Source organism: Hyphococcus sp. D3-15 (assembly GCF_055809375.1).
Genome location: NZ_CM147910.1, coordinates 2,093,796 through 2,110,783, shown reverse-complemented (window position 1 = coordinate 2,110,783; position 16,988 = coordinate 2,093,796). Strand labels below are relative to the sequence as shown.

Sequence of the window (16,988 nt, the reverse complement as noted above, 5' to 3'; positions counted from 1 at the left end):
GACGGCATGAGCGAGACGAATTACGCGATCAGCGTGCAGGACCTGCACAAAAGCTTTAACGGCAACCAAGTGTTGCGCGGCATCGAGCTTGATATCGTCAAGGGCAAGTCGCTGGTGATCATCGGCGGGTCCGGCAGCGGCAAGTCCGTATTGCTGAAATGCATCATCGGCCTGATGCGGCCCGACCGGGGAAGCATCAAGGTCGAAGGCCGCAATATCGCCAAACACTCCGACAGCGACAAGCGCTTCATGACGGAATTGTCGGGCATGCTGTTTCAGGGCTCCGCCCTGTTCGACAGCCTGAAGGTCTGGGAGAATGTCGCCTTCCGCCTGCTCAACGCCGAACGAAAGCCACGCGCCGCCGCGCGGGAAAAGGCGATTGAATGCCTCGGGCAAGTCGGCCTGGCGCCGGAAGTCGGTGATTTGCAACCCGCCGCATTGTCCGGCGGCATGCAGAAGCGCGTAAGCCTCGCGCGCGCCATCGCATCGGACCCGCATATTCTGTTTTTTGACGAACCGACCACGGGCCTCGATCCGATCATGTCCGATGTCATCAACAATCTAATCGTCGACCGGGTGAAAGCCCTCGGCGCCACGGCGATTTCGATCACCCATGACATGGCCTCGGCGCGAAAGATCGCCGATGAAATCGCCATGCTCTATCAGGGCCGCATCATCTGGCGTGGCAAACCCGACGAGATGGAGAATTCCGGCAATCCAATGGTCGATCAATTCGTGCATGGACGCGCCGAAGGTCCGATCCAGATGGCCGTGCGCAAAGGGTAGGCAGCAGGAATGAGCCTTGACCTGCCGCTAAAGCAACGGTTGAAGCTATTGCGCCAGTCTGTTTATGCGGCGCTCTCTTTTCGCGGCCATGTGCCGGTCGCCATTGAAGAACACCCTTTGGGCGCGCTCATCAATGTTGAAGGGGCATCGATTCACGTTCCCTCGCCCTTGCGCTGGAAACTCTATAAAAAGGGCTGGCGCGCAAGGCTCGATCAGCTTGAACGGGAATATGGCGTTGGCAAGCATGTCACGCTGACACCCGGCGATGTGGTTTTGGATATCGGCGCCAATGCCGGCGAGTTTGCGCATATTGCGCAAAGACACGGCGCGCGTATTTTCTGTCTTGAGCCCGACCCGCGCGTATTCGAATGCCTCAAGGCGAACACAAAAGACATCGCAGATTGCCGTTGTTTCGACACGCTGATCTGGAAAGAAAACGCACCGATCAGCTTTTTTCCGCCCCGGAACGCGCAGACAGCTCGGTCTTCTGCGAAGGCCAGGGCCCGGAACTGAGTAAGCAGGCGGTCACCGTTGAACAATTCTGCGCCGATCATGGCATTGCGAAAATCGACTTGCTGAAATGTGACGCGGAAGGCGCCGAGCCGGAAGTCCTGCAAGGGATTGGCGCAATGTTTTCGAAGATAAACGTCATCGCTCTCGACACCGGCGCGGAGCGCCATGGGGAGCGCACGCATCAATCATGTCGCGCGATACTGGAGAGCAATGGCTTCCGCGTGACCGATGAAACTGTCGGGAAACGACAAATGACTTTTGGCGTAAACAACCGACGCTAGGACTAACGCGAATCTTTCCCGGACAATCGCGCATGGTTTCCGAATTGGCCGTATCTGACTTAACTTCCGGAGGCGTGCAAAGTTTCAGCGTCATATCAACTGGCGAAAAATCCGGAGGAAGCATGAACAAATACGAACGGGCTGTTTACACCTGCATGGAGCCGACCGAAGCGCTTTATGAGCGCACAAGCGATCCGTTTCACAAAGCGATCCTGCTCAATTTCTGGCGCCATGTGCATCTTGAGGGCGGCGGCGAGTATGACAAAATTCTCGCATCGGACATGACCGTCGATCACCCGGTCTACCGCGTAAGCTGGGGCGACAACCCCGCCATCGTCGAAGGAAAAGAGGGCGTGCTCGCCTTCTATAACAGCGTTGGCGAAGCCGTGCTTTGGCATTCAGATGACCGCCTCGCTGTAAACGATTGGGGCATTTGCGACGAGATCACTTTCCACCAAATGGCGAAAGGCGCCGACTTGCAAGCCATCGGTTACGACGTCGACAAGCCGGAAGGACTGTATCACGTCTCCAGCCGGCAGGCGTTTATCTGGCCCTATGACGACAAGGCGCGCCTGGCGGGGGAACATCTTTATGAAGACAAAACCAGTCTTAAAATTGAAGAAATCGATCCGGCGGACGCCATCACCCCTGCAAGGGTGCGTGAAATTCACAAAGAGCAACTGAAAAAACTCGAAACCCGCTTCGGACCGGAATACTGGGTCTATAAGGGCTAAAAGCTTTCCCGTTCATGCTTTGCAATGAACGTCATCATGTTTCGGAATTCGACTGCCCGGCGCTTATCTGTAGGATCGGCCCGACAAGAAACGCATCAAACAAGTTTCAGCAGGGAGAATTCCGAAATGTTCAAGACGGCAACAAAGAGTCATAAATTGAATTGGGCGGCAGCGCTTTTCATCGGCGTTTCCGCCGTCTCCATGGCGGCGATCACAGCCCCTGCGGCGGCAAGAGAACCCGGCGTCACCGCCGAGACCTTGCTTGATCGGATTCAGATTGAAGATCTTATTGTGGAATACTACGCCAAGCTTGGTTCCGGCGGGCACCACAATCTCAGCGAATATTTCACCAAAGATGCGGTCTTTATCGTCAACGGCAAAAGATATGTCGGACGCAAAGCCATTGATGATATTTACGCCGAGCTTGGCGCCGGCGCGAGCCCGCTTCGTCAGGGTACATTCCACATGTTGTTGACCAACCCGCGTATTTCGATCGATGGAGACACCGCAACCGCCATCACGATCTGGACCGGCGTGATGAATGACAACATCAAAATCGCCCCGCGCCTCGCCGAACAAGGCCGCGAATATGACAAGCTTAAAAAAGTCGATGGCGTCTGGTATTTCAGCGAACGCAATATCGTCAGCGATAGCGACATGCACGACCAGTATGACGAAACATATATGAAAGACCGTCCGGCTATCGACTAAGCTTCACACGACCTGGTCAGGCCTCGCGCCTGACCAGGTTTTTCGTGCAACAAGGACGGTCGCGCCATGCTAGCGCTGAGTGCGCTGGCGCGAGCCAGCGCTTTCTAAATCAACGCTTATACGCCGCCAATAGCCAGCCGAGCGCTTCCCGCCCCGCCTGACCGGCAGGTTCAAAAGGCGTCCCCGTTCTGATCGCCGTGCAAAAGCTTTCCATCTGCCGGCGGAAATGCGCCGGCGCGACTTCATCGTCGAGAGTGACTTGTTCGGGCCCATTTTCCGAAAACCGGTACAGGCGATGCGCGTAATGATAAATGCGCAACGCACCCTTTGTTCCGTGAACGTGAATGCAACCGGGCTCTGTACTCCAGGCGCCCGGCGGATTGTAGCCGTCCTTATCCCAAGCGCCGCCTTTGCTGAACGCGCCCTCACCCGGAAGCTTTGTGCTCCAGGTCGCATCATTATATACGACAATGCCCGTCGCCCCGCGAGACATCTGCATTACGCAAAATTCCGTCTGCGGCGCGGAACCTGAAATATTGCCGCGCCCCGAAACAGAAACAATTTTGTCATCGGCGAGCCAAGGGAAAATGTCGAACATATGAATGCCGTGATCCACCAGCCCCATGCCGGAGCCGCCCATGCCGCCATGGGGATAATGGTGCGGGCCGTAGGCTGACCATTTTTCAGGACCATAGCCGCTGACATATGTCTCGCGGATCAAAACGACATCGCCAATCTCACCACGCCGGATAATTTCATACGCCTTGAAAACCGGCGAAAGGTAACGGTAAGTCGACCCGTACCCCAATTGAACGCCCGACCTGGCGCAGGCGTCGATCATCTTGACTGCCGCCTTCAAGCTCAAAGCGAGAGGCTTTTCACAAAGCACATGTACGCCGCGATGGGCGCATGCGGTGACAAGTTCCTCATGGGTCAATGCAGGCGTCGCAATTATGGCGACATCGAGCTTCGCCGCCGCCAGCATCGCGGCGGCGTCTCGATAAGGAACAAAGCCATGTCTTGCGGCGAGCGCATTTAACCGCGCCTCATTCGGTTCCGCCGCAGCGACCACCTCACACCCTGCGCAATCTTGAAGCGCCGCGAGGTGCACTTCGCCGACGGCGCCTAATCCAATAATTCCGACCCGAAGCGACATCCTTATCCCTCGCGAGGCCTCAACCCCAGCATCTCACGGGTCTCATCAGGCGTTGCAACGGCGCACCCCACATGCTCGATGATGCGCACTGCGCGCTCGACAAGTTGCCCGTTTGTCGCGAACACCCCGCGCTCGAGATATAAATTGTCCTCAAGCCCCACCCGAACGTGACCGCCAAGCAGCACAGACAGCGCCGCCATCGGAAACGCATCCCGTGCAATTCCCATAGCCGTCCAGTGAACAGGCAGGCCTTTGGGAAGGAGGTTTTTCATATAGAGCACGGTCTCAACATCTGCTGGGGCCGCCCATTTCACGCCCAGTACAAACTGGTACATAGTAGGGCCCTCAATCAGCCCTTCTTCAAGGAGCTGATTGGCGAACAGAATATCCCCCGCCTGGAAGGTTTCTATTTCGGGCTTAACGCCGAAATCGCGAAACCGCTTCGCCATCGCCCGCAGCGTCCGCGTCGTGTTCAGATAAACAAACTCAACCGGGCCCTCGACCTGGTTGCCTGTGGTCACGTCGATAGAGGCGATGTCGGGCAGACAGTCCTTAAGATGCGCGACGCGCTCTTCGACGCCGATAACGTCGCTTTCAGGGAGCGCGCGGCTTTCGTCTTCCGGATCGGGCAACAGGAACGCCCCCATGCCGGCGGTGAGATTAATGATGATATCGGTTCCTGACTGGCGAATCCGATCAACGACTTCCCTGAAAAGATTCAGATCCCGGCAACCCTGCCCTGTCTCCGGATCGCGCACATGGATATGCGCAATAGCCGCGCCGGCATGCGCCGCCTCTATCGCCGCATTGGCGATTTCTTTCGGCGTCACCGGAAAATTAGGATGTTTCGGGTTAAAGGGCGCGTTCCCCGTCACCGCGCAGGTGATATATGCCTTACGTTTGCCGGACATTTTATTCCACTCTTTTGATGGCGAAAGAACACGCCGCATACGGCGGCTGTGTCGATCGCTGTCTTCTTAAATTTCCGCCTGATCCGCCTTGTCGATTGCGGCGAGCGCAATCTCCGCGCCCAGCCCCGGCGCCTCGGGCAATGTAATGACACCGCCTTCTTCGACCCGGTACGCCAGGCCGCCAAGAACCGGGTCCGCCGAAAAAACAAACACCGAGTCAAGATCGAGATGAGCAATGTTGGGATGCGCCATAGCGAGATGCGCGGCGGCGGTGAGACCGAGGCGGCTTTCGGCGAAACAACCGATCATGCATTTCAGCCCCGCCGCTTCGGCGATGGCGTTGATCTTCAACCCCACATGAACGCCGCCCGCTTTGCCGAGCTTGATGTTTAAAATATCCGCCGCTTGCGCGCGCACGAGACGAAGCGCGTCGTAATGCGTGAACATGCTTTCATCGGCGCAGATCGGCAAATCGACCATGCGCCGCAACTGCGCGAAGCCGTCTATATCCCAGCATGGCAGCGGCTGTTCCGAGTAGAGCAGGTTGAACGGCGCCATGGCGCGAATATTCGCAGCCGCGGTCGGCAAGTCCCACCCCTGATTGCTGTCGATCGTGATGGCCACCTCGCTTCCCGCGACGGCGCGCACTGCTTCAACATGAGCGACATCCCTCAGACCGGCGCGGCCCACCTTCAATTTGAGGGCGCGAAAACCCGCATCCAAAGCGTCTTGCGCATGTGCAGCAGTGTCATCGGGTGTATCCTGATGGCCGATCGTCATATCGGTGCGCAACACTCTGCGCTCACCGCCCAGAAAGCGATAAAGCGGCATGCCGGCGGCTTTCGCGGCGATGTCATAAAGGGCCATATCAAAAGCAGCGCGAATGGAGGGATCGCCGGCCAACGCTTTGTCGATTTCGGCCATACGCGCGCCAATGGCGAGCGCGTCCTTGCCCTTGATCAGCCGCGCCAGCATTTTCGCCGCCTCGAAACTTGTCTCCTGCGTCGCTCCCGTGATCGGCGCGAAGGGACTGGCTTCACCCCAACCGACAAGCCCGGCATCCGTATCGATCCGGATCACTACATTGCGCGCACCGTCAATCGTGCCGATGGGCGTGACGACTTTATGTTTTGCAGCGATGTTGAGCTTCGAAACAACAATACGATCTATCGTCAGCGCCGCAGTCGCCCGCCTCATAGCGACCCCGCCGTTTTGGTCACGGCGCGGTCTACGCGCTCAATGATTTCATCGACATCAGTGCGCGTCGTCACCAGAGGCGGCGCAAAGCCAAGCATGTCGCCATTCGGCATAGCCCGCGCAATCACGCCTTCCTCAAGGCAGGCGGCGGAAAATCTGGGGCCGACCTTAAGGTCCGGGTCAAACGGCGTTCTGGTTTCTTTGTGGGCTGCAAATTCAATCGCCGCCAGAAAATTGACCCCGCGCACATCGCCAATATAAGGCCGGTCGCCAAATGTCTCGCGCAAGCGCTTCTGGAAATAACCGCCAGTCTCGCGGACATTCTCCATGATGTTTTCGCGCTCAATCACTTCGAGATTGGCAAGGCCCGCCGCAGCGCAAGTGGGGTGAGCGGTATAGGTGTAGCCATGGGAAAACGGTCCGAACATATCAGAACCGTCTTCAAGAACGCTCCAGACGCGCTCGCCGACAATCGCTGCAGATAACGGCAGGTATGCGCTGGTCAGCCCCTTCGCTGCGGTGATCAGATCGGGCTTGATGTCGTAATAATCGCAGCCAAAGGGCGTCCCCATACGGCCAAACCCCGTAATCACCTCGTCGGCGATCAGCAAAATGTCGTGTTTGTTCAACACCGCCTGGATCGCAGGCCAATAGCCCTCCGGAGGCGGAACGAGACCGCCGGTCCCTAACATCGGTTCGGCGATAAACGCAGCAATCGTATCCGCGCCTTCCTTTTCAATAAGGGTCTCGAGATCTCCCGCACATTGGGCGGAGAACTCGGCTTCCGACATGCCGGCTTCCGCCTCTTGATAATAATGCGGCGAGGTTGTGTGCAGGATCGGCCCGGTCGGCTGGTCGAAGGCCACATGATAATAAGGCAGGCCCGTCATGCTACCTGAAATAACGGTGCAACCATGATAGCCCCGCCGCCGGGCGATGATCTTCTTCTTTTGCGGCTTGCCGAGAACATTGTGATAGTACCAGACGATTTTCGCTTGCGTTTCATTGGCGTCGGAGCCGGACAAGCCGAAAAACACGCGGGCCATATTATCCGGCGCCCATTCGAGTATCTTCTTTGCCAACAGTGCACCGGGCTCATGTCCCTGCATGGCGTATGAATGACAATAAGCGAGCTTCTTGCTTTGTTCGAAAATCGCCTCGGCGACTTCCATCCGGCCATAACCAATATTGACGCAATAAAGCCCCGCAAAGGCGTCAATCAGTTCTCGTCCCTGCGTATCCTTAATGCGAGATCCCGGCGCCGCTGGCGACCATGCGCGGATCTGGCGTTTCGCCATGGGCGAATGGCCTTAACGGCGTAAACGGATGAATGAGGCTGGCGCGGTCAATTTCTTCCAACGACAGATTTGATTGCGCGTCCATTCCAAAGCCCCTTTGAACGGTTCCTGCGCACTAACTTGAAGGCTTTTGCCCCCCACGGGCGCAGCGAATACCTTATTGACCCAGCGTTAAATTAAAATATACCTCTGGTCAATCCTGCATCACGGGGAGAATACGCACCCCATTGTTTGTGATGGAAATCGCAGATGACCCAACACGCAAATTGCGCCGAAACCCGAGGTGTTTCTTTGACGTCAGACTGGAGCAAGCGCTCGCCGTCGTTGTCCTCCCGCTCATCCGAACAAATCCGGGGCGTTGAGACTGACCGCCTGCATTTGAATGCAGCCTCGGCGCTGGGAGTCATTGCGTTGCGCGCCAAGCGCAATGACGCGGTAGTGCAAAAAATTATTTCAAGCATAGCGGGCATGCCAATTCCCGCGACGCCCAATAGCGCCGAATTTGGCGCGCACACCATCCTCTGGCTTGCGCCGGCTTATTGGCTGCTGCTTGTCGGCGAAACAGAAACCGCAATGTTGTGCGAACGGCTGCAATCGGCATGCGCGGGCGCATCAATCATCGCCGCCGATGCAAGCGATGCGAAGACCGTCTTCGATCTCGCCGGGGACAGCGCGCCCATCCTGCTTTCCAAGCTTTGCGCACTGGATTTTGAAAACAGCGCTATGACGCCGGGGCGATGTGCGCAATCCAAGCTTGTGCGCATTCCCGTCACCATCCTCCATACGCGCGACCAACATGCCTATCGCCTGATCGTTGACCGGAGTTTCGCACACTACGCTTGGGCATTGCTGACCGACGCGGCCGGTGAATTTACTTCTTCAGGCGCAGCATCGTGAAATACTCCCTGCTCTCCATGGCGCGCCACGCCATTGACCAGCGTCAGCGCTGGCCGCGCGCCTGGCGTAGTCCGCCTGCCAAACCCGCCTATGACGTCATTATCATTGGCGGCGGCGGGCACGGGCTCGCGACTGCATATTATCTCGCCAAGGAGCACGGGATCACCAATGTCGCAGTGCTTGAAAAAAGCTGGATTGGCGGCGGCAATACCGGCCGGAACACGACCATCGTGCGCTCGAACTATATGTTCGCGGAGAGCATTCGTTTTTATGACTTCTCGCTGAAGCTATATGAAGGACTGAGCCGCGAGCTGAATTTCAACATCATGTTGCGCCAGAACGGCGTTTTGACCCTGGCATTCAGCTGCCACGAATTGCGCCTCATGAATCGCCGCGTCAACGCCATGCGTCACAAAGGCGTCGATGCGGAACTGGTCGATATTGCTGGCGTCCGGCGGCTGATGCCGATCCTCAATGACAGCGCCGACAGCGTGCGCCCGGTTTTTGGCGGCTTCCTGCAACGCAAGGGCGGAACATGCCGGCATGACGCCGTCGCGTGGGGCTATGCCCGCGCCGCCAGCGCCCGCGGCGTCGACATCATCGAAAATTGCCGCGTGGGCGATTTTCTCATTGAGAACGGATGCATCGCCGGCGTTGAGACATCAAAGGGAACATTGCGCGCGCCAAAAGTCATGATCGCGGCGGGCGGCCATTCAAGTGTCGTCGCCGGTCTCGCCGGGCTTAAACTGCCAATCTCGTCTTACACCTTGCAGGCCATGGTGTCGGAACCGGTGCGCCCTCTCCTCAACGTCGTGCTCGACGGCGCGATCTATGTCAGCCAGTCGGAGCGCGGCGAACTCGTCATTGGCGGCGAGACTGATTTGTTCAACTCTTATGCGCGGCGTGGCATGGCGGGAACGCCTGAACAGAACTTCGCTTTCCTCATTGATCTCTTCCCCTGTTTCAGCCGGTTAAGCTGGATGCGGCAATGGGGCGGCATTGTCGATTACACGCCAGACCACAGCCCGATTTTGGGCGAATCGCCGATTGCGGGGCTTTTCCTCTCGGCGGGCTGGGGCAGCTACGGCTTTAAAGCAATCCCGGCGGGCGGCTACACCATGGCTCACACAATCGCCCGCGGCGCGCCGCACCCATTGATCGAACCCTTTTCTCTTTCCCGCTTCGAAACCGGCGCGCTTGTCGATGAAGGCGCATCCGCCGGCATGGATCTCGGACAACCCCTGCTATGATGCTTATCCCCTGCCCCTGGTGCGGGCCGCGCAATCAGGACGAATTCCTGTGCGGCGGCGAAGCGCATATCACGCGCCCGCCAGAACCTGACATGGCGAGCGATGCGCAATGGTCCGCCTATCAGTTTGACCGCATCAACCCCATGGGCATGCACTATGAGCGCTGGCTGCATGTCTATGGGTGCATGCTGTGGTTTCATGCAGCACGGGACACCGTCACCCATGAAATCCGCGCTGTTTATGACATCACCGATACGCCGCGGGAGCCGCAATCATGAGAAAGCAATCCCGGCGTGTACCCGAAGGCAGTCGGATCGACAGCAGCAAACCGCTACGCTTTACATTCAACGGACGGTCCTTAACCGGTTTTGAAGGAGACACGCTCGCCTCTGCCTTGCTCGCCAATGACGTCGCCATGACAGCGCGCAGTTTTCGCTATCATCGCCCGCGCGGGGTGCTCTCCGCCGGAGTCGAAGAACCGCACGCAATCGTCAGCGTCGGAAGCGGCGCGAACAAAACGCCAAATGTCCGCGCCACGCGCCAGCGCCTGTATGAAGGACTTGAGGCGAAAAGTCAGTCGGGTTGGCCGTCGCTCGCATGCGATCTATCGGGACTGACCGGTTGGGCGACGCAATTTCTCCCGGTCGGATTTTACTACAAGACTTTCATCTGGCCGAGCTGGGACTTTTACGAAGGCATGATACGGCGCTTCGCTGGATCAGCGCCCACGCCTGACGGTCCAGATACTGATATTTACGACAAACGCCATGCTCATTGCGATATCCTGATCATTGGCGGCGGGCCCGCGGGACTGGCGGCGGCGCGCAGCGCCGCGCAAACCGGCGCGCGCATTTTGCTCATCGACGACCAGCAGGAACCCGGCGGCGCCCTGCTCTGGCGGCAGGCGGACATTGACGGCCTGAGCGGCAATGTCTGGGCACGTAAAACCGCCGACTGGCTGCGCCGGCAGCCGAATGTCACCGTGCTCACTTCTACAACCGCCGCAGCGGCGTGGGATGACAATTACTTCATCGCAGTCGAAATGGCGCCGCATAATGGCGACGTCGCGCAACGCTTGTGGAAGATACGATGCCAGTGCGCTATCCTCGCGACCGGGGCGGCGGAGCGCCCGATGGTGTTTCCTGACAATGACCGCCCCGGCATCATGCTCGCAGATTCTGTGCGGCGTTACGCCCATCAATACGCCGTCCTGCCGGGAACGCGCGCACTCTTCTACGCCAATAATGACAGGGCATACGCAGCCGCCTTCGCATTACAGGAAAAGGGCCTCGCCATCGAAGCGATTGTCGATACGCGCAAAGAGCCCGGCGATGTTGCCGAGGCGGCGCGTGAACGAAACATCAAGATTTATGCGGGCGGCGAAATCATTGCCACTAGCGGGCGGCGGCGCGTCACCGGCGCTGTCATCCGCCAATCTGCAAATGAACAAAGCAGCTCCTTCAATCTCAACTTCGATCTGCTGGTCATGTCCGGCGGCTGGAGCCCGGTGGTTCACCTGTTCTCCCAGAAAGGCGGCAAGCTGCGTTATGATGAAACGCACGCCTGTTTCACGCCCGAACACGCCGCATCGTCGATGACAATCATCGGCGCGGCGAATGGCGAATTCGACCTCAGCGCCAGCCTTGAGGCCGGCCATCGCGCTGGCGGCGCCTCGCATATCTCGGCTGATATGTCTTCCGCGCCGGCGCCGCGCGCAGAGAACGCCGATCTGCCCTATCGCATCGAACCGCATTGGCGAACCGGCGCGCCTACGCAGGGCCGACAATGGATTGACTATTATCATGACGTGACAACGCAATCGATCGATGTGGCCGCAACCGAGGGCTATGTCTCAGTAGAACATCTCAAGCGCTACACCACGACAGGCATGGCGCCCGATCAGGGCAAGACGTCCAATATCAACGCCCTTGCCAACCTCGCCGCTCATCTCGATCGCCCGATCCCCGATGTAGGCACGACAACATTCCGTCCGCCCTATACGCCGGTTACCCTTGGCGCTCTCGCCGGTCGTGAAACTGGTCCGCGTGCATGGCCAGTGCGGCGCCTGCCTTTGCATGATTGGCATGTTGGGGCCAATGGCGTGATGGAAAATCATAGCGGCTGGCTCAGGGCGGCATATTATCCGCGCAATGGTGAAACGGAAGATCAGGCGATACATCGTGAAATCGTCGCCGCGCGCAACGCAGTGACGCTGTTCGACAGCTCGAGCCTCGGCAAGATTGAGGTGAAGGGGCCGGACGCAGGACGCTTTCTCAATCGCATCTACGTCAACAATGTGCTCACGCTGAAAACCGGACGTGTGCGCTACGGCATGATGCTCAAAGAAAACGGCGTGATTTTCGACGACGGCGTGTTCGCCCGCCTGGACGAGGATCACTACCTCGTCTGCGCCTCAAGCGCTGGTGCCACCGGCGTCTTCCTCGCCTTTGAGGAATGGTTGCAGGTCGAATGGCCGGAACTGGATGTCGCCATTTATAATGCGACGACGCAATGGGCTACGCTTACATTGAGCGGACCGAAATCCCGCAATGTCCTCTCTGCGGTCATTCAAGATCAGGATCTATCTCCCGACGCATTCTCCCATATGGCCGTTCGGGAAGGAAGCGTGTGCGGCGCGCCATACCGGTTAATGCGGGTCAGCTTTACAGGCGAGCTTTCCTATGAACTCAGCATTCCGGCAGGCTATGCAGAAGACGCCTGGCTGGCCTTGCGCGATGCTGGCGAAGCTTTCGGGCTTGCACCACTCGGAATCGAGGCGCTCGATATTTTGCGGCTCGAAAAAGGGTATCTCGAGGTTGGTGTCGACACGGATGTCTCGACTTCGCCGCTAGATGTGGGCTGGCGCAACGCGATCGCTAAAAAGAAAACCGATTTCGTTGGAAAGCGGTCGCTATCGCGCCCGGACAATCTTCGCCCAAATCGTTTGCAGCTCGTCGGTGTTTTGCCGGAACGCCCCGACGCCCACATTCCGGTCGGCGCGCATTTCATAACGCCCTCGACGGGGGAAGCCGAAGGTCATGTGACCTCCTCATGCGCCAGCCCGACCCTGGGGCGCGCGATCGCCATAGGTCTGCTCAGGGCTGGCGAGCAGCGCCTTGGGGAGACCGTCACCATCGACGTCAATGGCCAAACCCTTCCCGCACGTATTGTCCCGGCTTGTTTCTACGACCCCGAAAATGAGCGCCTGCAGCAATAGATTTGATCAAACGATATATCAAACTGACGCTACGTTCAATTATTTTGTCTGCGTGTTGAAATTCATTCCAGCCTGTGCTTAGTGAGGTGAAACCTCGAGATGTCGGACGCAGACCAGAGGAAGAATACAAGGAGGAAGATTTTGACTATTGAAGGCGTCTGGAAAAGCCGAGGTTATGGCTGGTATCTCAAAGTCGATCCAGCCGGCTATGCTTTTTTCGACGAAACCCGGGATGACTGTATCGAATTCGAACGGGGCGACCGCGCTGAATTCGCTGCGGGGCTCAATGCCGGTCTCGACAAAGCGCAAAATCACCTGCAGCTTCACGTCCAAAATGAACTTTCAATCTATGATTTCGACCGCCGCGCCGACTTGCCGGGACGGCTTCTGCCTCTTGACGCGTCGCGGGATTTTGATCCGCGCCGAAATTTTGAATTCTTTCGCCAGGCATTCGCTCAGGACTATGCGTTTTTCAAAGAACGCAATGTCGACTGGGATGCGCTCTGCCAAAGCATAGACCCGTCAATCCATGAGGGTACGCCGCCGGACGTCCTGTTCGCCGCGCTAGGCGAGTTGATCCAACCGTTGAAGGACAATCATGTAAGCCTGATCAATGGCGACATGATAGCGCGCTCGGAAAAGATCGGCGAGACAAAGGCGCTCTTGCGCCGCGCGCTAGGATTAAAGGTCGATCATATCGGACATCCCGACAATCTCGCGCTTCTCGGCAAGTTCATCCAGACGCAATATCTCGGCGCCGCCGGAAAGTCAGCCGGCAATGGCGCTTTCCATTGGGGCATGCTCACTGCGAATGTAGGCTATTTGAACGTCTTTCGCATGTTCGGGCTGCATGACGATCCCTCGGCGAAACACGCAACGGATCTCCCGCCGCGCCGCTGTGACCACGCCAACTTCCTGCGCCGGGATCTGGAGGCCATCGACGCGATTCTCGATCAGGTGCTCGATGATTTTTCCGGGGCGGATGCCATCATATTAGACATTCGCCTGAATGGCGGCGGCTTCGATAAAATCTCTCTCGCCATCGCCAACCGGTTCGCAGATAAAAAACGTTTGGCTTTCACAAAGGAAGCCCGAATTGACGGAAGCCTGACGCCTCGGCAAAAGTTTTTTGTCGAACCCCCAAGCGGAAAGCAGTTTTCCACCCCAGTCTATGTCCTCACATCGAACCGGACCCCAAGCGCCGGGGATGTTCTGGCCTTGTGCATGCGCGCGCTTCCCCATGTAACCTTGCTGGGACAACCTTCCACCGGCATCCTGTCAGACAATCTCGCCAAGCACATGCCTAATGGGTGGCGTTTTTATCTTTCCAATGAACTTTACCGGTCACCACGCGGTGAATTGTTCGAAGGATGCGGCGTTCCCGTCGATATCGAGACGCCTGTATTTCTGCCCTCTGACTTTGTAAGCGGCTACCGGCTGGCGATAGACACAGCCCTACAGCACATCGCATCCAACACCGCGCCACTTTCCTACGCAGCCATCACGCCTTGAGAAAACCGGCCATGACCAATATTGCCTTTTCAACTTTCATGGAAGACGCATGCCGCTCTATCGCACGCGAGACACCTGAATTTCCTACGCAAATGGGTCTTTACGAAATCGGCGCCGAACCGGTCGCTCAAACCGGATTTACGCCGATTGACGATGCTTCCGCGCTGCGGCGTAGCGATATGATGAAGCGGATCGGGGAAGGCGTGAAGCGCTTTCCCGAAAGCACGCTGAACTCCTCAGAGAAAATCAGCGCCGCTTCTCTCGAGTTCTTTTGCCGCTATGGCCATGAGCGCCAGATTGTCGGGACCGCAGGCCGGCCGTTTTTACGCCACGAATATTTGCTGCGGCCTTCGCTTGGCGTTCAGAATGATCCGGTGACGTTTCTGAGCGGGCTCCACCCCATGCGTCACCATCAAGACGTCCGCGACTATATAGAGCGGTTGGCAAGCATTGCGCCGCTATTGGACGAAGCGGCCCGATTGACGCTTGTACGCAAGGGGTCGGGCTTGCTTGCGCCGCAGATAATTCTCGAAGGCGCGCTGGCCGAAGCAAAGCAATTCATCGCGCCGGCGCCGGAAGAAAATTTCATATACACCACGCTTGAGGAAAAGAGCCTGGAGCTAACAGACCTTCCCGCGCAGAATCGTGAGGCCTTGCTTGCCGATTGCGCTTCACTGCTGAAGAACACCGTCTACCCTGCCTATGAACGTCTGATCGCGACCGTAGAGGCCCTTATTCCGAAAGCGTCTGCAACACTCGGCCTTTGGAACTTACCGGATGGCGCCGGATATTACGACTTTCTATTGCGCAGCACGACAACGACATCGCTCGACGCCGACGATATCCATGAACTTGGCTGGCGTGAACTCGCGCGCGTGGAAGCTGAAATCATAGCGCTAAGCCGCAAGCTTGGTATTGAAACGACGACTATTGCGGAATGTCACGCGGCGTTCGACGCACGCCTGGAAGCGCCTCGCAAGGACACCGAAGCAAACCGGAACGCCGTACTTGAGCGCATGAAAGAGATTATCGCTAATGTGGAACCGCATCTGACGTCGCTCTTTCACACCCTTCCCCGGGCGCGCGCTACTGTGCTGCCGACGCCTCGTTTTGCGGAGGCTGACAGGAATCATACCTATCAGCCGGCTTCTCTCGATGGCACGAGGAGCGGTTATTTTGAACTCAATACGAAGCAAGCGCTCGCCGAAGCGGATTCGGCGCTGAAGGTGGTCGCCTATCACGAGATCTATCCCGGCCACCATCTGCAAATCAGCCTCGCCCAGGAAGATGCTTCGCTTCCCACATTACGGCGCATCATGACCTTTGACGCTTATATTGAAGGCTGGGCGAAATACGCTGAAACAATGCCCGCCCGGCACGGCATTGACGACGACATCGGTTATCGCCTGACGCGCCTGCGTCAGGAGCAGATATCGACGGCGAATCTGGTGCTGGACACTGGCATCCACGCCAAGCGCTGGACACAAGAGCAGGCGAAGTCGTTTTTTGTAAGGCATACGGGAAAATCCGATATTTTTGCCGGATATATCGTGCGGCGCTCCGCGAGCGTTCCTGCACAATTATGCTCTTACAAAATCGGCATGATGAAGTTCATGGAAATTCGCCAGAGAATGGAGGCCGCATTAGGCGCCTCATTCGATGTGAGAGACTTTCACGACACAGTGTTGTCTCATGGCGCTGTCCCGTTAACGCTCCTTGACCGCCTCTGTGACGAGCGCATCCGGGCCACAAAAGCCTGACGCAGCCCAATACCGCAATCAGCCACGCTCGATGCGGGTAAATTTTTCTGAAATCGTGTTCAATTCAATTGAATTGAACTGACATCCTGTATAGGTTCCGGGCACCCTATCCGTTCGACTTCCCGAATGCGGCATTGAGAAAATAATGAGCAAGAACCCGGCCTGGCGCGAAGCCCACCAGCTACAAAATCAATTGAAAAAAGAGGCCGTTCTGGCGGAAGCTTCCGCACTCTTCAATGAGCGCGGTTATCATGCGACATCACTCGCTGATGTTGCTGAGCGGCTCGGCTTCACAAAGACTGCGCTCTATCACTATATTAAGAACAAAAACGAGCTGTTGTATCAAACCTATCTGCGCTCGTTTGAGGAGATCGACCAAGCCACGGAGGAAGCCGAGGCGAAGGGTGAAACCGGGCTCGACAAGCTTTGCAAATATGTTCAGAGCCCGGCGTTTCTTCACCCGGAGGCGTCCGCGCTCCTGAATGAAATAGACGCCATCGACAACCCAAAGAAGCGATCCTTCCTGCGCAAGCGGCTGGAGGAAGCCAATGCGCGGATTACCCGCTGGGTCGAAGAAGGGGTCAAGGACGGGTCCATCGCTCCTTGCGACCCTGAATTAGCGGCCCGTTTCGTTATGGGACCGTTCAACGGGATGCCGCGCTGGATCCGCAGTTCCGGTTACTCTATCGAGGAAGCGACAAAATACTTTGTCGACCTGATGAAGAAAACTCTGGCTCCCTGATTGAAAACGGACCTGACGAGACA

At 57.3% G+C, this 16,988-nt stretch carries 15 protein-coding genes and 1 pseudogene; 12 read left to right on the top strand and 4 right to left on the bottom strand.

Translation table 11 applies throughout. The features are described 5' to 3' along the window. Positions 1-6 precede the first annotated feature (6 nt). The 5 genes from AC0L8G_RS10450 (at position 7) to AC0L8G_RS10430 (ending at position 3,025) form a co-directional block, all read left to right on the top strand. Entirely contained in the window at positions 7-786 is a 780-nt protein-coding gene (locus AC0L8G_RS10450; RefSeq protein WP_473384142.1) for an ABC transporter ATP-binding protein, read from the top strand. Positions 787-795: 9 nt separating this feature from the next. Further along, on the top strand, positions 796-1,299 hold the full coding sequence (locus AC0L8G_RS10445) for an FkbM family methyltransferase (RefSeq protein WP_473384141.1): 504 nt from the start codon (positions 796-798) through the stop codon (positions 1,297-1,299). Then, positions 1,188-1,580, top strand: a complete 393-nt coding sequence (locus AC0L8G_RS10440) for an FkbM family methyltransferase (protein ID WP_473384140.1) — start codon at positions 1,188-1,190, stop codon at positions 1,578-1,580. Before AC0L8G_RS10445 ends, AC0L8G_RS10440 begins: the two co-directional genes overlap by 112 nt. A 122-nt stretch (positions 1,581-1,702) precedes the next feature. Next, positions 1,703-2,314 (top strand): hypothetical protein, encoded by a 612-nt coding sequence (locus AC0L8G_RS10435; protein ID WP_473384139.1) that lies wholly within the window; start codon positions 1,703-1,705, stop codon positions 2,312-2,314. Between the two features lie 156 nt (positions 2,315-2,470). Beyond that, complete coding sequence (locus AC0L8G_RS10430; RefSeq protein WP_473384138.1) at positions 2,471-3,025, top strand: nuclear transport factor 2 family protein; 555 nt, start codon at positions 2,471-2,473, stop codon at positions 3,023-3,025. Positions 3,026-3,134: 109 nt separating this feature from the next. Here AC0L8G_RS10430 and AC0L8G_RS10425 read toward each other — a convergent pair whose 3' ends face one another. The 4 genes and pseudogenes from AC0L8G_RS10425 to AC0L8G_RS10410 all read right to left on the bottom strand — a co-directional run bounded on the left by AC0L8G_RS10425 (position 3,135) and on the right by AC0L8G_RS10410 (position 7,672). Next, on the bottom strand, positions 3,135-4,181 hold the full coding sequence (locus tag AC0L8G_RS10425) for a Gfo/Idh/MocA family protein (protein ID WP_473384137.1): 1,047 nt from the start codon (positions 4,179-4,181) through the stop codon (positions 3,135-3,137). Positions 4,182-4,183: 2 nt separating this feature from the next. Continuing rightward, on the bottom strand, positions 4,184-5,092 hold the full coding sequence (locus AC0L8G_RS10420; RefSeq protein ID WP_473384136.1) for a beta-keto acid cleavage family enzyme: 909 nt from the start codon (positions 5,090-5,092) through the stop codon (positions 4,184-4,186). 66 nt (positions 5,093-5,158) lie between these two features. Beyond that, on the bottom strand, positions 5,159-6,289 hold the full coding sequence (locus AC0L8G_RS10415) for a mandelate racemase/muconate lactonizing enzyme family protein (RefSeq protein ID WP_473384135.1): 1,131 nt from the start codon (positions 6,287-6,289) through the stop codon (positions 5,159-5,161). Then, positions 6,286-7,672, bottom strand: a pseudogene (locus tag AC0L8G_RS10410) (aminotransferase). The gene AC0L8G_RS10415 and the pseudogene AC0L8G_RS10410 overlap by 4 nt, the downstream one beginning before the upstream one ends. Before the next feature lie 164 nt (positions 7,673-7,836). Here AC0L8G_RS10410 and AC0L8G_RS10405 point away from each other — a divergent pair. The 7 genes from AC0L8G_RS10405 to AC0L8G_RS10375 all read left to right on the top strand — a co-directional run bounded on the left by AC0L8G_RS10405 (position 7,837) and on the right by AC0L8G_RS10375 (position 16,965). Beyond that, the gene (locus AC0L8G_RS10405) at positions 7,837-8,484 is read left to right on the top strand and encodes a sarcosine oxidase subunit gamma (protein ID WP_473384134.1); all 648 of its coding nucleotides are present in this window, start codon (positions 7,837-7,839) and stop codon (positions 8,482-8,484) included. Next, positions 8,478-9,734 carry a sarcosine oxidase subunit beta family protein gene (locus AC0L8G_RS10400; RefSeq protein ID WP_473388848.1) on the top strand — a complete coding sequence of 419 codons (1,257 nt, stop codon included), beginning with the start codon at positions 8,478-8,480 and terminating at the stop codon, positions 9,732-9,734. The genes AC0L8G_RS10405 and AC0L8G_RS10400 overlap by 7 nt, the downstream gene beginning before the upstream one ends. Then, positions 9,731-10,012, top strand: coding sequence for a sarcosine oxidase subunit delta (locus tag AC0L8G_RS10395; RefSeq protein WP_473384133.1), 282 nt, complete (start codon positions 9,731-9,733; stop codon positions 10,010-10,012). Before AC0L8G_RS10400 ends, AC0L8G_RS10395 begins: the two co-directional genes overlap by 4 nt. Then, positions 10,009-12,951 carry a sarcosine oxidase subunit alpha family protein gene (locus AC0L8G_RS10390; protein ID WP_473384132.1) on the top strand — a complete coding sequence of 981 codons (2,943 nt, stop codon included), beginning with the start codon at positions 10,009-10,011 and terminating at the stop codon, positions 12,949-12,951. Before AC0L8G_RS10395 ends, AC0L8G_RS10390 begins: the two co-directional genes overlap by 4 nt. Before the next feature lie 141 nt (positions 12,952-13,092). Beyond that, positions 13,093-14,463: a S41 family peptidase gene (locus tag AC0L8G_RS10385; RefSeq protein ID WP_473384131.1), complete on the top strand. Its 1,371-nt coding sequence runs from the start codon at positions 13,093-13,095 to the stop codon at positions 14,461-14,463. Between the two features lie 11 nt (positions 14,464-14,474). Beyond that, a complete protein-coding gene (locus AC0L8G_RS10380; RefSeq protein ID WP_473384130.1) occupies positions 14,475-16,223 on the top strand; it encodes a DUF885 domain-containing protein in 1,749 nt (582 codons plus the stop codon). Between the two features lie 145 nt (positions 16,224-16,368). Next, entirely contained in the window at positions 16,369-16,965 is a 597-nt protein-coding gene (locus tag AC0L8G_RS10375) for a TetR/AcrR family transcriptional regulator (RefSeq protein WP_473384129.1), read from the top strand. Positions 16,966-16,988: the final 23 nt, after the last annotated feature.